The following is a 16,240-nucleotide window of genomic DNA, read 5'->3' on the forward strand; positions in this document are numbered from 1 at the left end:
GGTGGTTTGCAAATCGTATTGGCGGATTTGCAGATCGCAGGGGGCAGCATGGCGACCAACAAGATTTACGCAGGCACGACATTGCGCGAAACGCGCGGGCGCGTGGGGCTGACGCAACGGGCCTTTGCCGACCGGCTGGGGGTATCGCTGCCCTATCTCAGTCAGATGGAAAACAATCACCGGCCGGTCTCGGCCGGGGTGCTGTTGCGGCTGGCCTCGGAATTCGGGATTGATCTGTCCGATCTGGCCACCGGCGACGCCGAACGCCTTGTCATCGACATGCAAGAGGCGCTGGCAGATCCGCTGTTTGACAACGCGCCGCCACTGGCCGACCTGCGGCTGGCGGCCTCGAATGCGCCGGGGCTGGCGCGGGCGTTTCTGGACCTCTATCGCGCCCATCGCGACGGGCAGGAACGGCTGGCCGCGCTGGACGAGGCGCTTGGCAGTTCCGGCCAGAACGCGCAGACCACCCCGTGGGAGGAGGTGCGCGATTTCTTCCATTACTGCGACAATTATATCGACGCCGTCGACCGCGCCGCGGAACGCTTTGCCACCGCCGAAGGTGCCGCCGGGGTCGAGGCCCGCGCCATCGCCGCCCTGACCGAGGCTGGCCTGCGGGTCGAGACGGCGGAACTGGCCGCAGGGGCGGTTTACCGCCGCGACGATCGCCGGATCATCATGAATGCGGCAACGGAACCGGCGACGCGGCGCTTTCAGTTGCTGCATCTGGTGGCGCTGAACGGCCATGGCGCCCTGATCGAGGCGGTGCTGGACCTTGCGCGGTTCCGGTCTGACACCGCGCGCGAGATCGCGCGCATCGGCATGGCCAATTATTTCGCCGGCGCGGCCCTGATGCCCTATCGCCGGTTTCTGGATGCCGCCCGGATCGAGCGGCACGATCTGGAACGGCTGTCGCATCTGTTCGGTGCATCGCTGGAACAGGTCGCCCACCGGCTTTCGACGTTGCAGCGTCCGGGGCTGAAAGGGGTGCCGTTCTTTTTCGTCCGCGTCGATCAGGCCGGCACAATCACCAAGCGGCATTCGGCCACCCGTCTTCAATTCGCACGCTTTGGCGGGGCCTGCCCGTTGTGGAACGTTCATCAGGCTTTTGAAACACCGGGCCGGTTCCTGCGCCAGCTAGCGGAAACACCGGATGGCGCGCGCTATCTGCTGCTGGCGCGCGACGTTTCAAAACCTGCGGGGCGGTTTGGCGCGCCGGTACGCCGCTTTGCCATCGGGCTCGGCTGCGAGATTTCGCATATTTCGCACATCACCTATGGTGACGGGCTTGGCGGCGGGTTCGAACCGATCGGCGTATCCTGCCGGATCTGTCCCCGCAGAAGCTGTCACCAGCGTGCGGTCCCGCCCATTGACCGCCCGCTGCACGTCCCGGACGAGCGCCGAACGGCCCTGCCCTATGACGTGGTCTGAGGGGGACAAAAACGGGCTTAACGCCCCAAAAATCGGCGGGTTCCAGCCGATCGGGCCGATTTTGGCCGATCCCCCGACAGATTTGGCGCTTTCTGTTGCGCCAGGGGCACAGATTGCATTTAAGACCTGCACCATTCAGACCATGATGCAAAGCCCCAAGGACCCACCATTGCCCAGACGCCTTGCCCATCACGTCAGCAGCACCCTGGAACGCTGGCTTCCCGAACAACGTCTGTTCCTGAAATCCGACAAGACCACCCGCTTTGTCCGCTTGCGTCCGGTGACCCAACTGGCCGCGCTTGGTGGCACCGCGCTGATCTTTGGCTGGGCCATTATCGCCAGCGCGATTCTGATCATTGACGCCATCAGCGCCGGCTCGTCCCGCGATCAGGCGCAGCAGGCGCAGACGGCTTTTGAGCAACGGCTGAACGACCTGTCCGCGGAACGCGATGCCCGCGCAGCAGAGGCACTGGCCGCCCAGAACCGCTTTGCCGTGGCGCTGGATCAGGTGTCCCGGATGCAGTCGCAATTGCTGGCCGCGCAGGAACGCAGCCGCGAGCTGGAAACCGGTCTGGGTGCCGTGCAGACCAGCCTGCACAAAGCCATTTCCGACCGCGACACCGCCCGCGACATGGCGGCGGCGGTCACGGGCGCCGATGGCAAGGCGGTTCCCGAACAGGCCCGCAGCGCCGAGTTTTCGGCCGCGCTGGATATTCTGGCGGGCGAGCTGAAATCAGCCTCCTCCGCGCGGCGCGATGCCGAGGATGCGGCAGAACAGGCCCGCCTTGCCGCCGAATCGGTCGCGATCGAGCGGGATCAGATCATCGCACGCAACGATGAAATCTTTGAACAGCTTGAGGATGCGGTCTCGGTATCGCTGAAACCATTGGACCGGGTGTTCCGCTCGGTCGGGATGGACCCGGACGCGGTTCTGCGCACGGTGCGCAAGGGCTATTCCGGGCAGGGTGGGCCGCTGACGCCGATTGCCTATTCCTCGCATGGCAATGCCGCGATTTCGGAATCCGAGGCCAAGGCCAATGAAGTTCTGATCTCGCTTGATAAGCTGAACACCTATCGCATCGCGCTGGAAAAGATGCCTTTGGCAATGCCGGTCAAATCCGCCTATCGCTTTACCTCGCCTTTTGGGCGGCGCTGGGGGCGGATGCATGAAGGCATCGACATGGCGGCCCCGGTCGGCACGCCAATTTTCACCACGGGTGACGGGGTTGTGACCTTTGCCGGCTGGCAGCGCGGCTATGGCAATGTGATCAAGATCCGGCACGAGCTGGGGACAGAAACCCGCTATGGTCACCTGTCGCGGATTCGGGTCAGGCAGGGCCAAAGGGTATCGCAAGGCGAAAGAATCGGTGATATGGGAAACACCGGACGCTCGACCGGGTCGCATCTGCATTACGAGGTGCGCGTGAACGGCCGGGCTGTGAACCCCATGAGCTTCATAAAGGCGGCGCAAAATGTTTTCTAAGACCCGCGTGACCGAACCCGGCCCCCGTAGTCAAACCCCCACCGAAACGGAGCAACGCCCGATGGACATGACCAGTGACTTCAGCGCCGCACCGGCCCCCAGCCGCACGGCCCCTTCGGTTCTGTCCAGCGACCTGACCGTCACCGGCAATATCAAGACCGAAGGCGATATCCAGATCGAGGGGCAGGTTGATGGCGATGTCCGCGCGCGTCAGCTGACCGTGGGCGAAACCGCCACCATCCGTGGCGAGATCATGGGCGACGACGTGATCGTTCATGGCCGCGTCATTGGCCGTGTGCGCGGGATCAAGGTGCGCCTGACCGCTACTGCACGGGTCGAGGGGGACATTGTGCACAAGACCATCGCTATCGAATCGGGCGCCCATTTCGAAGGCTCGGTCCAGCGTCAGGAGGACCCGCTGGCCGCTGGCGGCGCACCGAAACTGGCCCCGCCGGCAACCGATTTCGACGAAAGCGACGATTAAGCAGGCAAACCCCGGCAGCGCAGCCCGCGCCATGGGCTGGTGCACCAATCAAGGGGTCGTGCGGCACATCAGTGGCCCGAGGGCGGCGCCCCGCATTCGGGACAGGGCGGCACCCCGCCGTCAGGGCTGCTGTGATGTGCAAAGCCTGTCGCAAGCGCCCCTTGGTGGCAACGGTATTGCCGCAAGGCACGGCGTTTCAAACTTTACCGGCGCAGATACGAAACAAGGGCACCCGGTCGGGTGCCCTTTTGCCAATCAGCCACGCTGATGCGCCGCCCTTGCCTGCACATCCGCAGCGATCACTGGCTTGCCAGCACCGCAACCTGACCTGCCGGGTGGACATCATTCCGCGTCGGGCATCAGATGGCGATACATGTGCCAGCTGGCATGACCCAGAACCGGCAAGGCCACAAAAAGGCCCAGAAACAGCGGCGCGATCCCGGCGAACAGACAGGCAGCGATGACCAGCCCCCAGACCAGCATGACGCCAAGGTTCAGCCGCACTGCCGTCATGCTGGCAATCATGGCCGAGATAAAATCGACCTCGCGTTCCAGCAGCAGCGGCAGGGCGACCACCGTCAGGCTGAACAGCACCGCAGCAAAGCCCGCACCGACCAGACAGCCCACCGCCAGCATGACCAGCCCGCGCCCCTGAAACAGCAGCTCGGGCGAGCTGGTCACATTGGTCAGCGCCGACACGCCCATGAAAAGTGCGAAAATAGTGTGGGCGACAAAGACCCAGAACATGAACATCAGCAGCACGACCATCGCCATCGAGGGCAATTGCCGTTTGCGCTGTGCCAGCACCACCCCCAAAATGGCGGGCCAGTCCAGCGGCGCCCCGCGTTCCAGCCTGCGGCTGACCTCGAACAGGCCAATGGCGGCGAAGGGCGCGATCAGCGGAAAGCCGACGATGAACGGCATCAGCCACCATTCCTGCCCCGAGGCTGCCGCCACCGCCGCCAGAACCAGCCCACCGGCGACATAAAACGCGGAAAAGAACAGCCCAAAGACGGGCGCGCGCAGAAAATCTCGCCACCCCGCCGCCAGCGATGCGGGAATGGCGGCGGTGTCGATCAGCGCGATCTCGGGGATGGGGTCGGGGGTGTCGGGTTGCGGACCCGGTGGCAGGGGCGGGGCGGGGTCGGGCACCGGGTGCGGACCCGGCCCCGGCTGAGTGTTGTCGGTCATGGTTTTCCTCCCTTTATGGGGGAAGGGTAAAACCGGACCGGGCGTGGAATCAACGAAAACGCGTCAGCGGCGGGCAAATCGGGCGATCAGGGCCTCGTTTACCTCGGGGGTGACGAATTTCGACACATCGCCCCCCAGCCGGGCAATTTCCTTGACCAGCTTGGACGCAATCGCCTGACGCCGCGCATCGGCCATCAGGAACACCGTCTCGACCGTGGAATCAAGCGCGCGGTTCATGCCAACCATCTGAAATTCATATTCAAAATCGGCAACGGCGCGCAGGCCGCGCACAATGACACTGGCCCCAACATCGCGGGCACAGTCGATCAGCAGGTTCTCGAACGGATGAACGATGATCTCACCTCCGGTGCGGGCGGCGATGGCGTCGCATTCGGCCTGAACCATGGCGACACGTTCCTCAAGCGGGAAAAGCGGGCCTTTGTCGCGGTTGATGGCCACGCCGATCACCAGCCGGTCCACCAGCGCCATGGCCCGCTGGATAATGTCGATGTGACCCAGGGTAATCGGGTCGAACGTTCCGGGATAAAGGCCGATACGCATATGTCCCCCCAAATGCTGCGTTGCGGCGCAGGCAACAGCAAACGCCGCAAAAAATCAAGCATTTCCCAAGGTCACGCGCCCATGATCATGCCGGTCAGGGCCTCTTTATCGGCGTGCAGTTCCCGCAGACGGGCCGAAACCGCGTCACCGATCGACACCACCCCCAGCATCCGGCCCTGCGCATCGACCACCGGCAGGTGACGGAAACGCCCCTCGGTCATACGTTCCAGCACCGTCAGCGCGTCCTCGGATTCGGTGCAGGTCTTGACCTTGGCGGTCATCAGTTCCGACACTTTCAGCCCGCGCACATCGCCCTCGGTCCGGGCCATGGCGCGCACGATATCGCGTTCCGACAAGATCCCGTCAGGCCGCGCGCCGTCGCCCGACACCACCACCGCGCCGATGCGCTTTTCGGCCAGAATCTGGGCCGCCTCGGCCACGGTGGCATCGGGCGAAAGGGTAAAGACCGCCTGCGCCGTCACCGCGGGCTTTTCCGATTCATTCTTCAGTTTCAGGATCTGTTTAACGATCATGCGCAACCCCTCCGCTTGCGGTTATGTTAATTACAAGCGTTGCGCGATCCGCCCCATGCGTCAAGCCCCGCCATCCTTTTGCACCGCAAGCTGCTGCAAACGCGCGATCTGGCGGCGGAAGGCACGGGCCAGTTCCTCGGCCAGCCGGGTCAGCCGGTCGGAACGGCGGTCATCGGCATGTCGGATCAGGTAAAAGCTGCGCGGCAGCGACACATCGCCGGGCAGGATGCGCCGCAATTCCGGCGCGGCAGGCATGGCGAAATCATGCACGATCCCGACCCCGGCCCCGGCACGGATCGCCTGCATCTGCACCGAAACCGAATTCGAGGTCAGCGCCGCCGTGTCCACCCCCGTCGCCGCCAGATAGTCCAGTTCGCGGTCGAAAATCATGTCCGCGATATAGCCGATCATCCGGTGCCCCCCCAGATCGGCCCGGTCGCGGATCGGCGGATGCGCCGCCAGATAATCGCGGCTGGCGGCCAGATACAGCCGGTAATCGGCCAGCTTTTGCACCACCAGCCGCCCCGCATCGGGCGGGGACACGCCAATGGCCATATCGGCCTCGCGACGGGACAGGTTGAACAGGCGTGGCAGGGCGACGATCTGAACCTCAAGCCGGGGATGGGCGTCACACAGCGCGGCGCAGACCTGCGGCAACAGGTAATTGGCACAGCCATCAGGGGCGCCGATGCGCAACTGGCCGGTGATCTCGCCCTTGCCGGACAGGCTGTCGCGGGCGCCAAGGCAGGCGCGTTCGGCGGCCTCGGCATGGGGGATCAGGCGGCTGCCCTGCGGCGTCAGCGCGTAACCCTGCGGGGTCTTGGCAAACAGCACCGCCCCCAGTTCCTGTTCCAGCCGCGCCACCCGCCGCCCCACGGTCGAGGCGTTCAGCCCCAGCCGACGCCCCGCCCGCGACAGGCTGTCATCGCGCGCCACGGCCAGAAAAACGCGCAGGTCGTCCCAGTCCATGCTTTGCACCTTTGCAAAACCCTTTTGCCCTATCGTGCCTTTATCGGGCGATTTCGCAAGGCTATCGTGACAAAAGGTTAAAGGAGGATCTCATGCGACAGATTCATCACTGGATTGATGGGAAAGAGGTTGCGGGCACGTCTGGCCGCACCGCCGATGTGTTCAACCCCGCCACCGGCGAGGTTCAGGCCAAGGTCGGTCTGGCCACCCGCGACGAACTGGACGCCGCCGTGGCCAGCGCCGCCGAGGCCCAGAAGGTCTGGGCCGCGACCAACCCCCAGCGCCGCGCCCGTGTGCTGATGAAGATGGTCGACCTGATCAACCGCGATATGGACAAGCTGGCCGAGATGCTGTCATCCGAGCACGGCAAGACCTTCCCCGACGCCAAGGGCGACGTCCAGCGCGGGCTTGAGGTGATCGAATTCTGCATCGCTGCGCCGCATTTCATGAAGGGCGAATTTTCCGACAATGCCGGGCCGGGGATCGACCTGTTCTCGATGCGCCAGCCGCTGGGTGTGGTGGCCGGGATCACCCCGTTCAACTTTCCGGCGATGATTCCGCTGTGGAAAATGGGGCCGTCGCTGGCCGCCGGCAATGCCGTCATCATCAAACCGTCCGAGCGCGACCCCTCGGTCCCGGTCATGCTGGCCAAACTGTGGCAAGAGGCCGGCCTGCCCGACGGCGTGCTGCAAGTGGTGAACGGCGACAAGGAAACCGTCGACGCGATCCTGCAAAACGAAACCGTGCAGGCGGTGGGCTTTGTCGGTTCGACCCCGATCGCGCATTACATCTATACCGAGGCCGCCAAGCACGGCAAACGCGCGCAATGTTTCGGCGGCGCGAAAAACCACATGATCATCATGCCTGATGCCGACCTTGATCAGGCGGCCGACGCGCTGGTGGGCGCGGGTTACGGCGCGGCGGGCGAACGCTGCATGGCGATCTCGGTCGCGGTGCCGGTGGGCAAGGAAACCGCCGACAAGCTGATCGAAAAGCTGGTCCCGCGCATCGAAAAGCTGAAGGTCGGCCCCTATACCGCCGGTGACGATGTCGATTACGGCCCGGTCGTGACCAGGGCTGCCAAGGAAAACATCCTGCGTCTGGTCGAAACCGGCGTGGAACAGGGCGCGAAACTGGTCGTCGATGGCCGTGATTTCAGCCTTCAGGGCTATGAAAACGGCTTCTTTGTCGGCCCGCATCTGTTCGACGAGGTGACGCCGGACATGGATATCTACAAGACCGAAATCTTCGGCCCGGTCCTGTCCACCGTCCGCGCGGGGTCTTACGAAGAGGCGCTGAAACTGGTCACCGACCACGAATATGGCAACGGCACGGCGATCTATACCCGCGATGGCGACACCGCGCGCGACTTTGCCAACCGGGTCAATGTCGGCATGGTCGGCATCAACTTCCCGATCCCGGTGCCGCTGTCCTACTACACCTTCGGCGGCTGGAAAAAATCCGGCTTTGGCGACCTGAACCAGTATGGCGCCGATGCTTTCCGCTTTTACACCAAGACGAAAACCGTCACCGCCCGCTGGCCCTCGGGGATCAAGGAAGGTGGCGAATTCAACTTCAAGGCGATGGACTGATCGTCACGGGCAAAGGGGTTTCTTCTTTGCCCAAATACCCTGGGGTCCGGGGCAACGCCCCGGTTCCCGCCCCGCAACACTTGTGCAAGATTTGCGGGATAGACCACAGACAGACAGATATCCACGGAAGGGGGAGGCCATGGATTTCGCACTGACCGAGGAACAACAGGCCATATTCGACATGGCGCGCGATTTCGGGGCCGAACACATGGCCCCGCACGCCCGCGACTGGGAAGAGGCCGGCACCATCCCGCGCGACTTATGGGCCAAAGTGGCCGAACTGGGCCTTGGCGGGGTTTACGTTTCCGAAGACTATGGCGGCTCGGGCCTGTCGCGGCTGGACGCGACCCTTGTGTTCGAGGCACTGGCCATGTCCGACCCCTCGGTCGGGTCGCTTTTGTCGATCCACAATATGTGCGGCGGCATGATCGACAAATTCGGCAGCCCCGAGGCCCGCGCAAAATGGCTGCCAGACCTGTGCAGCATGACGAAAATCTTCAGCTATTGCCTGACCGAACCGGGCAGCGGCTCGGACGCGGCGGCGCTGCGCACCCGCGCCGACCGGGTCGATGGCGGCTTCCGGCTGAACGGCACCAAGGCCTTCATCTCGGGCGGCAGCTATTCCGACTGCTATCTGACCATGGTCCGCACCGGCGAGGACGGCCCCAAGGGCATCAGCACCGTGGTGGTCGAGGACGGCACACCCGGCCTGTCCTTTGGCGCGCTGGAACACAAGATGGGCTGGAAGGCGCAACCCACCGCGCAAGTCCAGTTCGACGATTGTCTCGTCCCGGCGGAAAACCAGATCGGGCAGGATGGCAAGGGCTTCAGCTATGCCATGGCCGGGCTGGATGGCGGTCGGCTGAACATCGCCGCCAGCGCGCTTGGCGGCGCGCAGGGGGCGCTGGACGCAACGCTGGCCTATATGGGCGAACGCAAGGCCTTTGGCAAAAGCCTTGATCAGTTTCAGGCGCTGCAATTCCGGCTGGCCGATATGGAAATCGCGCTGCAATCGGCGCGCATCTTCCTGCGTCAGGCGGCGTGGAAGCTGGATCACGCCACCCCCGATGCAACCAAATTCTGCGCCATGGCCAAGCAATATGTCACCGACCGCGCCTTCGAGGTCGCCAATGACTGTCTGCAACTGCATGGCGGCTATGGCTATCTGGCCGATTACGGGATCGAGAAAATCGTGCGTGATCTGCGCGTGCACCAGATCCTGGAAGGCACCAATGAAATCATGCGGCTGATCACCAGCCGCGCGCTGCTGGCGGAACGGGGCTGATATGGACGATCTGAACATCCGCAAGGACCGACGCGCCGGGCGCATCACCTTTACCCGCGAAAAGGCGCTGAATGCGCTGTCCCATGACATGGCCAACGCGATCGAGGCCGCTTTGGACGGCTGGCGCGACGATGCCGATGTCGATCTGGTCATGATCGACGCGGCGGGCGACAAGGCGTTTTGCGCAGGCGGTGACATTGCCGCCGTCTATCGCGCCGGGTTGCAGGGCGATCACGGCGTCGGGCAGCGCTTCTTTGCCGAAGAATACCGCCTGAACGCCAAGATCGAGGATTACCCCAAACCCATCATCGCCTTCATGCAGGGTTTCGTGATGGGCGGCGGCGTCGGTGTCGGCGGCCATGCCGGCCAGCGCGTCGTGGGTGACAGCACCCAGGTCGCGATGCCCGAATCCGGCATCGGGCTGATCCCGGATGTCGGCGGCACATGGCTGCTTGGCCGCGCGCCGGGGCGGATTGGCGAATATCTGGGCCTGACCGGCGCGCGCATGGGGGCGGGCGATGCCATTCATGCCGGTTTTGCCGATTTCTATCTGCCCGAATCCGAATGGGGGCCGCTGAAAGACACGCTGGCCCGGACCGGGGATGCCACGCTGGTCGCGGGCCAGCCCGCGCCCGCCTCGGAACTGGCCACGCGCGATCTGTCAGCCTTTGGCAAGGACGACATCGCCGCGATCATGGCCGCACTGGAACAGGCTGGTGACCAAGCCGCGCTGAAAGCCATGCGCCGCAATTCGCCCCTGTCGATGGCGGCGACGCTGAAAATGGTGCGGGCGTCGCGTGCCGATACGCGCATTCAGGAATCGCTGTCGCGCGAATACCGCTTTACCCACCGCGCCACGGCGCAGTCCGACTTTCTGGAGGGGGTGCGCGCCCAGATCATCGACAAGGACCGCAACCCGCAATGGTCGGCCCCAGCCGATGCGGCGGCGGTCGAGGCAATTCTGGCGCCGCTTGGCAGTGACGAATTGAAATGGAGGGACTGAAAATGAAGATCGGTTTCATCGGTCTGGGAAATATGGGCGGCCCGATGGCGGCCAATCTGGTCCGGGCCGGGCATCAGGTCGCGGGTTTCGACCTGACCGCCCCCATGCCCGAGGGCGTGACCAAAGCCGTCAGCGCCGCCGAGGCCGCAGCCGGCGCCGAAATCGTGTTCACCATGCTGCCCAACGGCCAGATCCTGCGCGCGGTCGCGGCGGATGTGATCCCGGCAATGGGCGCGGGCGCGGTGCTGTGCGATTGCTCGACCGTGGATGTCGACAGCGCCCGCGCTGTGGCCGAACAGGCGCGCGCAGCGGGGCTTGGGGCGCTGGACGCCCCGGTCTCGGGCGGGATCGGCGGCGCGGCGGCGGGCACGCTGACCTTCATGGTCGGCGGCGACGATGCCAGCTTTGCCAAGGCCGCGCCGCTGTTGGACATCATGGGTCAGAAAACCGTGCATTGCGGCGAATCCGGTGCCGGGCAGGCCGCCAAGATCTGTAACAACATGATCCTTGGCGTCACCATGCTGGCCACCTGCGAGGCATTTGCCCTTGCCGACAAGCTGGGGCTGGACCGGCAAAAGATGTTCGATGTGGTGTCGACCAGTTCGGGCTATTCGTGGTCGATGAATGCCTATTGCCCGGCCCCCGGCGTTGGCCCGCAATCGCCCGCCGATAACGGCTATACCCCCGGTTTTGCTGCGGAACTGATGCTGAAGGATCTGCGCCTGTCGCAACAGGCCGCCGAGGCCGCCGATGCCGCCACCCCGATGGGCGCGCGCGCGACAGATCTTTACACCCGTTTCGTTGAACAGGAACAGGGTCAGGGCCGCGACTTTTCCGGTGTGCTGCCGTGGCTTGGAGGCAAGGGAAACGCGGGCGTCTGATCACGGCTTTCGGGGCCGGGTGACCCTACGTCATCCGGCCCCGCCGCTGCCCCCGCGACGGAACCCATGACCGGGACGGGCGTTGGGTTGGCGACCCAAAATCAACCGCAAGGAGGGGGGCGTCGATCACCGCCCCTGCCCCGCCATGAACACCAGACGCGCAACCGAAATCGCCATTCCCGCCGTGATCGTGCTGGCGATCGCGGCTGTGCTGTCATTCGGGGGGCTGACCGCCAAACACCCCGCATCTGGCGATGACACGGCCCCGGCGCTGATGGCGGGTCATGGCTTGGCGATTGGCGACCGCCCGCAAGACTTGCGCATTATTGACGAACCCGGCCATTACGGCCTTGCCAGCCCCCCGGATGGCAGCCTTTATGGCGTTGCCGACGGGCGCATCGTTCGGGTGGGGGCGGTCAGCGGGTTGCTGGAATCGGTGCTGTGGCCGGTCAGCCGCCCTGACCGCGACGACCTGTAAAGGCTGACCAAATGGTCACGCTTTGCACGAAACCGCCGATCACCCGCCCCCCGGCATCTTTCCCGCGCCCCGGACCGCTTGTATGGGCTTGCCCAACAGGATTGACCTACCGCGACAACGGCATCGCCCCCGGCCCCGCAGGGCCAGCGATGCGCCATAAAAGGGACCGGACGCCGCGCCGGACATGCAGATGAAGGCAAGCTTTCCCCCCGTGACCGCCCTGCTGCTGGCGATGACGACAGTTGCCGCCACGGCCCCGGCGCAGGCACAGCCCCGCAGCGGCTGCCCGCCCGGTCTGGCGGCGAAAAGCCCCGCCTGTCAGCCACCGGGTCAGGCCCGCAAATCGCGTCAGGGCGGGCTGATCGGGCAGGTGATCCCCCCGTCCCGGCTGCATATCGTGACCAATCCCGGCTTTTACGGCCTTGGCACCCCGCCTGCCGGTGACAGCTATGCCATTGTCGATGGGCGGCTGGTGCGCATCGACAGCCAGACCCGGCGGGTGCTGTCGATTATCCGGCTGATTGACAAAATTCTGGACTGAACCGGCCCTGCCGCCAGACCACCGGCCCCTTAGCCCGCGATCAGCGCCTGCGCGGCCTGCCGCGCCGCATCGGTCACCCGGTCGCCCGAGATCATGCGCGCAATCTCATCCACGCGCTGCGTGTCGTCCAGCGCCGCGACATCGCTGGTGGTCATGCCATCGCTGACCGATTTCGCCACCCGGAAATGCGCCCCGCCCCGCGCCGCGACCTGCGGCGAATGGGTCACGACCAGCACCTGCGCGCCCTCGGCCAGCCGCGCCAGCCGTCGGCCAACCGCATCCGCCGTCGCGCCCCCGACGCCGCGGTCGATTTCGTCAAAGATCAGCACCAGCGCATCATTGCCGCGCGCCAGACAGACCTTCAGCGCCAGCAAAAACCGCGACAATTCCCCGCCCGAGGCGATCTTGTCCAGCGCGCCTGCCGGGGCGCCGGGATTGGTGGCGACGGTAAAGGCGACCATGTCCTGCCCGTCGGGACCGGCTTCCGCCGGGGTGACATCGGTCTGAAACACCGCGCGTTCCATTTTCAGCGGCGCCAGTTCGGCCGCCATGGCGGCGTCCAGACGGGTCGCCGCGTCGCGCCGCGCCAGCGTCACCGCATCGGCCTGCGCGGCATAAGCGGCATCGGCCTGCGCCACCGCGCGTTCCAGATCGGCCAGCCCCTGCGCGCCCGCGTCGATCCGCGACAGCCGGTCACGCAGGTCGTCGGCCAGCCCCGGCAGGTCATCGGCCAGCACGTCATGCTTGCGGGCCAGCGCGCGCAGGGCGAACAGCCGTTCCTCGGTGGTTTCCAGCCGCTGCGGGTCGACATCCAGCGCGGTCAGGGCGTCTTCGACCCCCTGCGTGGCCTCGCCCAGTTCGACCAGCGCCCGCGACAGCGCCGCCAGCGGCGCATCAAGGCGGCCATCGGCCTTGTCGGCGGCGCCTTCCAGCCAGCGGCTGGCATCGACCATCGCGCCCTCGGCCCCGTCCGGTCCCAGCCCCGCCAGTGCGGTGGCCACATCGCCGCGAATGCGTTCCGCCGCCTGCATGGCGCGGCGGGCGCTGTCCAGCGCAGCCTCTTCGCCCGGTTGCGGGGACAGATCGTCCAGTTCGGCCACGGCGTGGCGCAGGAAATCCTCTTCTGCGCGGGCCTTGTCCAGCGCCGCCTGCGCGCTGGCCAGATCGGCGCGGGCCTGACGGCGGGCCGCCCATGCCGCGCGCAGCGGCGCCAGGTCCAGCGCGGCGAAACTGTCCAGAAGCGCCCGGTGGCCGCGCGGGTTCAGAAGGCCGCGATCGTCGTGCTGGCCATGCAACTCCACCAGCGTATCGGACAGCCGCCGCAAAACCTCGCCCGAGACGCGGCGGTCGTTGACATAGCCGGTCTTGCGGCCATCGCTGGCATTCACACGGCGCAGCAGCAATTCATCCGCCACCGGCAGCCCGGCCTCGGCCAGAACCTGACGCGCGGGGTGATCGGTGGGCAGGTCGAATTGCGCCGTGACCTCGCCCTGCGTGGCGCCGCTGCGCACCAGTTCGGCCCGCCCGCGCCACCCCAGCACAAAGCCCAGACAGTCCAGCAGGATCGACTTGCCCGCCCCGGTTTCGCCGGTCAGCACATTCAGGCCGGGCGCGAAATCCAGCGCCAGCCGGTCGATCAGCAACATATCGCGAATGTCGAGATGCCGCAGCATCGCGCGCTTACAACCACTTGCCCTGGACGACCTGACGATAGACCCGCGTCAGCCAGCTGTTGCCGCGCGGTTCGGCCTTCAGGCCACGGCCATGCAGCTGGTCATAGGCGTCCTGATAGAAGGGCGAGGACCGGAAGTTATGCCCCAGAATCGCCCCCGCTGTCTGGGCCTGATCGGTCAGGCCAAGGGCCAGATAGGCCTCGGTCAGGCGCATCAGGGCCTCGGGCGTTTGGCCGGTGGTCTGGAATTCCTCGACCACGACGCGGAAACGGTTGATCGCCGCCGCGTAATGCCCCTGTTTCAGGTAATAGCGCCCGATTTCCATTTCCTTGGCGGCAAGGTGGTCAAAGGCCAGATCGAATTTCAGGATGGCCGAACGCGCATATTCGCTGTCGGGATATTGCTCGATCACCTCGCGCATGGATTGCAGCGCCTGAAAGGTCAGGCCCTGATCGCGGCCCACATCGTCGATCTGGTCGTAATAGGACAGCGCCAGCAGGTATTTCGCGTAAGCCGCGTCCTCGTCCCCCGGATAGGTGTCGATAAAGCGCTGCGCGGCACCGCGTGCATCCTCGTATTTGCGGGCCTTGTGATAGGAATAGGCCTGCATGATCAGGGCGCGCTTGGCCCAGTCGGAATAGGGGTAAAGACGCTCGACCTCGCTGAAATATTTCACCGCGTCCTTGGGCTTGCGGTTGTTTTCCAGCTCATACTCGCCGCGCTTGTAGATCTGTTCGGCGGTGAATTTCTCGAACTCGCTGCCCTCGGGAACGGTGGTGGTGCCGCCAAAACCCAGTTTAGAACAGCCCGCCGTAACCGACGCCGCCAGCATGATCGCGATCAAACCACCTGCCGTTTTCAAGCCCGCCATCGTCACCGCCCGAATATCCTTTTTCATCGCACCGGCGCAGGCCGGGCCGCGCCGTCCTAGCACAGAACATCAGGCGGCGCAAAAGGGCAATGGCTGTCGGAAATCAAACTGTTCCGATTTTTCCGCACCACCCCGTGATCGCGCGGCCCCGGGGCCGGTCAGGCCACCGCCAGCGGGCCGCGCAGGCTGTGCGTGTCGACCCCGGCGCCCGGCAGGCTGCATTCCAGACGGGCAGAACAGGCGACCCATTCCCAGGCATCGGGTTGGGCAAACAGCGCCCGCAACAGCTTGTTGGTCATCGCGTGCCCGGCGCGGTTACCGTGATAGCGCGCCAGCAGCGGCGCCCCGGCCAGCGCCAGATCGCCCATCGCGTCCAGCATCTTGTGGCGCACCGGTTCGTCGGCATGGCGCAGGCCGCCCGGCGACAGCACCTGATCGCCATCGACCACGACCGCGTTCAGATAGGTGCCCCCCAGCGCCAGACCGTTCGATTTCATCGCATCCACATCGGCCTGACGACAGAAAGTGCGGCTGTCCATCAATTCGCGCACAAAGGCGCCATTGGCCATGTCCAGCCGCTTTTCCTGATGCCCGATCGCGGCATCGGTAAAGTCGATGGCAAAGTCGATTTCCAGATGATCGGCGGGTTCCAGACGCGCAAAGGCCGCACCTTCGCGGTATTCGACCGGGCGCAGCACGCGAATCGCGCGTTTCGGCGCCTCCTGGCGTGTCAGGCCTGCCGACAGGATGCCGGTTACGAAGGGCGCGGCCGAACCGTCAAGGATCGGCACCTCGGGCCCGTCGATTTCCAGCAGGGCGTTGTCGATGCCGGTCCCGGCCAGCGCCGCCATCACATGTTCCACGGTCGACACCGTCGCCCCCTGCCCGTTATCCAGCAGCGTGCAAAGTTTCGAGGGCGTCACCCGGTCCCAAAGCGCCGGGATCTGGCGCGCGGCGCGCGGGCCAGTCAGGTCGCTGCGCAAAAACGCGATGCCATGACCCGCCGGGGCCGGCAGAATGCGCAGCCGCGCGGGTTTGCCGGAATGCAACCCGAAGCCGGCGAAAACGGCGATTCCTGCGATGGTGACTTGCATGGCGATGCCCGAATCTTCTTTTTGGTTCACAGCCGGGTGGCTGTATCATCCAGTTAGGGACCGGGCGGCGAAGCCTCAATTAAACTAATGTGTCGGTTTGTAACATAAGCCGCAACGACCGGCACAAAGCCCCCGGAAACCGCCACAACCACATGATTCCAAATAAAAAC

The 16,240-nt window shown here is 65.1% G+C and carries 16 protein-coding genes; 9 read left to right on the forward strand and 7 right to left on the reverse strand.

Annotated features, from left to right (window positions below):
* Positions 1 to 48 precede the first annotated feature (48 nt).
* The 3 genes from ACFXP9_RS04195 to ACFXP9_RS04205 all read left to right on the forward strand — a co-directional run bounded on the left by ACFXP9_RS04195 (position 49) and on the right by ACFXP9_RS04205 (position 3,398).
* Positions 49 to 1,431 carry a helix-turn-helix domain-containing protein gene (locus tag ACFXP9_RS04195; protein ID WP_397206085.1) on the forward strand — a complete coding sequence of 461 codons (1,383 nt, stop codon included), beginning with the start codon at positions 49 to 51 and terminating at the stop codon, positions 1,429 to 1,431.
* 169 nt (positions 1,432 to 1,600) lie between these two features.
* Positions 1,601 to 2,914, forward strand: a complete 1,314-nt coding sequence (locus ACFXP9_RS04200; protein ID WP_397206087.1) for a DUF5930 domain-containing protein — start codon at positions 1,601 to 1,603, stop codon at positions 2,912 to 2,914.
* Complete coding sequence (locus tag ACFXP9_RS04205) at positions 2,904 to 3,398, forward strand: bactofilin family protein (protein WP_397206089.1); 495 nt, start codon at positions 2,904 to 2,906, stop codon at positions 3,396 to 3,398. The genes ACFXP9_RS04200 and ACFXP9_RS04205 overlap by 11 nt, the downstream gene beginning before the upstream one ends.
* 342 nt (positions 3,399 to 3,740) lie before the next feature.
* On the opposite strand, the gene ACFXP9_RS04210 is transcribed toward ACFXP9_RS04205, so the two are convergent.
* The 4 genes from ACFXP9_RS04210 to ACFXP9_RS04225 all read right to left on the reverse strand — a co-directional run bounded on the left by ACFXP9_RS04210 (position 3,741) and on the right by ACFXP9_RS04225 (position 6,652).
* Positions 3,741 to 4,589, reverse strand: coding sequence for a DUF2189 domain-containing protein (locus ACFXP9_RS04210; protein WP_397210012.1), 849 nt, complete (start codon positions 4,587 to 4,589; stop codon positions 3,741 to 3,743).
* Positions 4,590 to 4,652: 63 nt separating this feature from the next.
* Positions 4,653 to 5,150, reverse strand: a complete 498-nt coding sequence (gene coaD, locus ACFXP9_RS04215; protein WP_397206092.1) for a pantetheine-phosphate adenylyltransferase — start codon at positions 5,148 to 5,150, stop codon at positions 4,653 to 4,655.
* 71 nt (positions 5,151 to 5,221) lie between these two features.
* On the reverse strand, positions 5,222 to 5,683 hold the full coding sequence (locus ACFXP9_RS04220) for a CBS domain-containing protein (RefSeq protein WP_397206094.1): 462 nt from the start codon (positions 5,681 to 5,683) through the stop codon (positions 5,222 to 5,224).
* A 60-nt stretch (positions 5,684 to 5,743) separates the two neighbouring features.
* Positions 5,744 to 6,652 carry a LysR family transcriptional regulator gene (locus tag ACFXP9_RS04225; RefSeq protein WP_397206096.1) on the reverse strand — a complete coding sequence of 303 codons (909 nt, stop codon included), beginning with the start codon at positions 6,650 to 6,652 and terminating at the stop codon, positions 5,744 to 5,746.
* Between the two features lie 92 nt (positions 6,653 to 6,744).
* On the opposite strand from ACFXP9_RS04225, the gene ACFXP9_RS04230 reads away from it, so the two are divergent.
* From ACFXP9_RS04230 to ACFXP9_RS04255, 6 genes are all read left to right on the forward strand, one after another.
* Positions 6,745 to 8,244: a CoA-acylating methylmalonate-semialdehyde dehydrogenase gene (locus ACFXP9_RS04230; RefSeq protein ID WP_397206097.1), complete on the forward strand. Its 1,500-nt coding sequence runs from the start codon at positions 6,745 to 6,747 to the stop codon at positions 8,242 to 8,244.
* A gap of 139 nt (positions 8,245 to 8,383) precedes the next feature.
* Entirely contained in the window at positions 8,384 to 9,529 is a 1,146-nt protein-coding gene (locus ACFXP9_RS04235) for an acyl-CoA dehydrogenase family protein (protein ID WP_397206099.1), read from the forward strand.
* A gap of 1 nt (position 9,530) precedes the next feature.
* Positions 9,531 to 10,532, forward strand: a complete 1,002-nt coding sequence (locus ACFXP9_RS04240) for an enoyl-CoA hydratase/isomerase family protein (RefSeq protein ID WP_397206101.1) — start codon at positions 9,531 to 9,533, stop codon at positions 10,530 to 10,532.
* 2 nt (positions 10,533 to 10,534) lie between these two features.
* Positions 10,535 to 11,413, forward strand: coding sequence for a 3-hydroxyisobutyrate dehydrogenase (mmsB, locus tag ACFXP9_RS04245; RefSeq protein WP_397206102.1), 879 nt, complete (start codon positions 10,535 to 10,537; stop codon positions 11,411 to 11,413).
* A 145-nt stretch (positions 11,414 to 11,558) separates the two neighbouring features.
* A complete protein-coding gene (locus tag ACFXP9_RS04250; RefSeq protein WP_397206104.1) occupies positions 11,559 to 11,891 on the forward strand; it encodes a hypothetical protein in 333 nt (110 codons plus the stop codon).
* Between the two features lie 190 nt (positions 11,892 to 12,081).
* Positions 12,082 to 12,432 (forward strand): hypothetical protein, encoded by a 351-nt coding sequence (locus ACFXP9_RS04255; protein WP_397210014.1) that lies wholly within the window; start codon positions 12,082 to 12,084, stop codon positions 12,430 to 12,432.
* A 29-nt stretch (positions 12,433 to 12,461) separates the two neighbouring features.
* On the opposite strand, the gene recN is transcribed toward ACFXP9_RS04255, so the two are convergent.
* From recN to lpxC, 3 genes are all read right to left on the reverse strand, one after another.
* Positions 12,462 to 14,105 carry a DNA repair protein RecN gene (gene recN, locus ACFXP9_RS04260; RefSeq protein WP_397206108.1) on the reverse strand — a complete coding sequence of 548 codons (1,644 nt, stop codon included), beginning with the start codon at positions 14,103 to 14,105 and terminating at the stop codon, positions 12,462 to 12,464.
* A 7-nt stretch (positions 14,106 to 14,112) separates the two neighbouring features.
* Positions 14,113 to 14,976 carry an outer membrane protein assembly factor BamD gene (locus ACFXP9_RS04265; RefSeq protein ID WP_397206110.1) on the reverse strand — a complete coding sequence of 288 codons (864 nt, stop codon included), beginning with the start codon at positions 14,974 to 14,976 and terminating at the stop codon, positions 14,113 to 14,115.
* A gap of 158 nt (positions 14,977 to 15,134) precedes the next feature.
* Positions 15,135 to 16,070, reverse strand: coding sequence for a UDP-3-O-acyl-N-acetylglucosamine deacetylase (lpxC, locus tag ACFXP9_RS04270; protein WP_397210017.1), 936 nt, complete (start codon positions 16,068 to 16,070; stop codon positions 15,135 to 15,137).
* Between the last annotated feature and the right edge of the window lie 170 nt (positions 16,071 to 16,240).

Source organism: Paracoccus jiaweipingae (assembly GCF_044335505.1).
Taxonomy (GTDB): domain Bacteria; phylum Pseudomonadota; class Alphaproteobacteria; order Rhodobacterales; family Rhodobacteraceae; genus Paracoccus.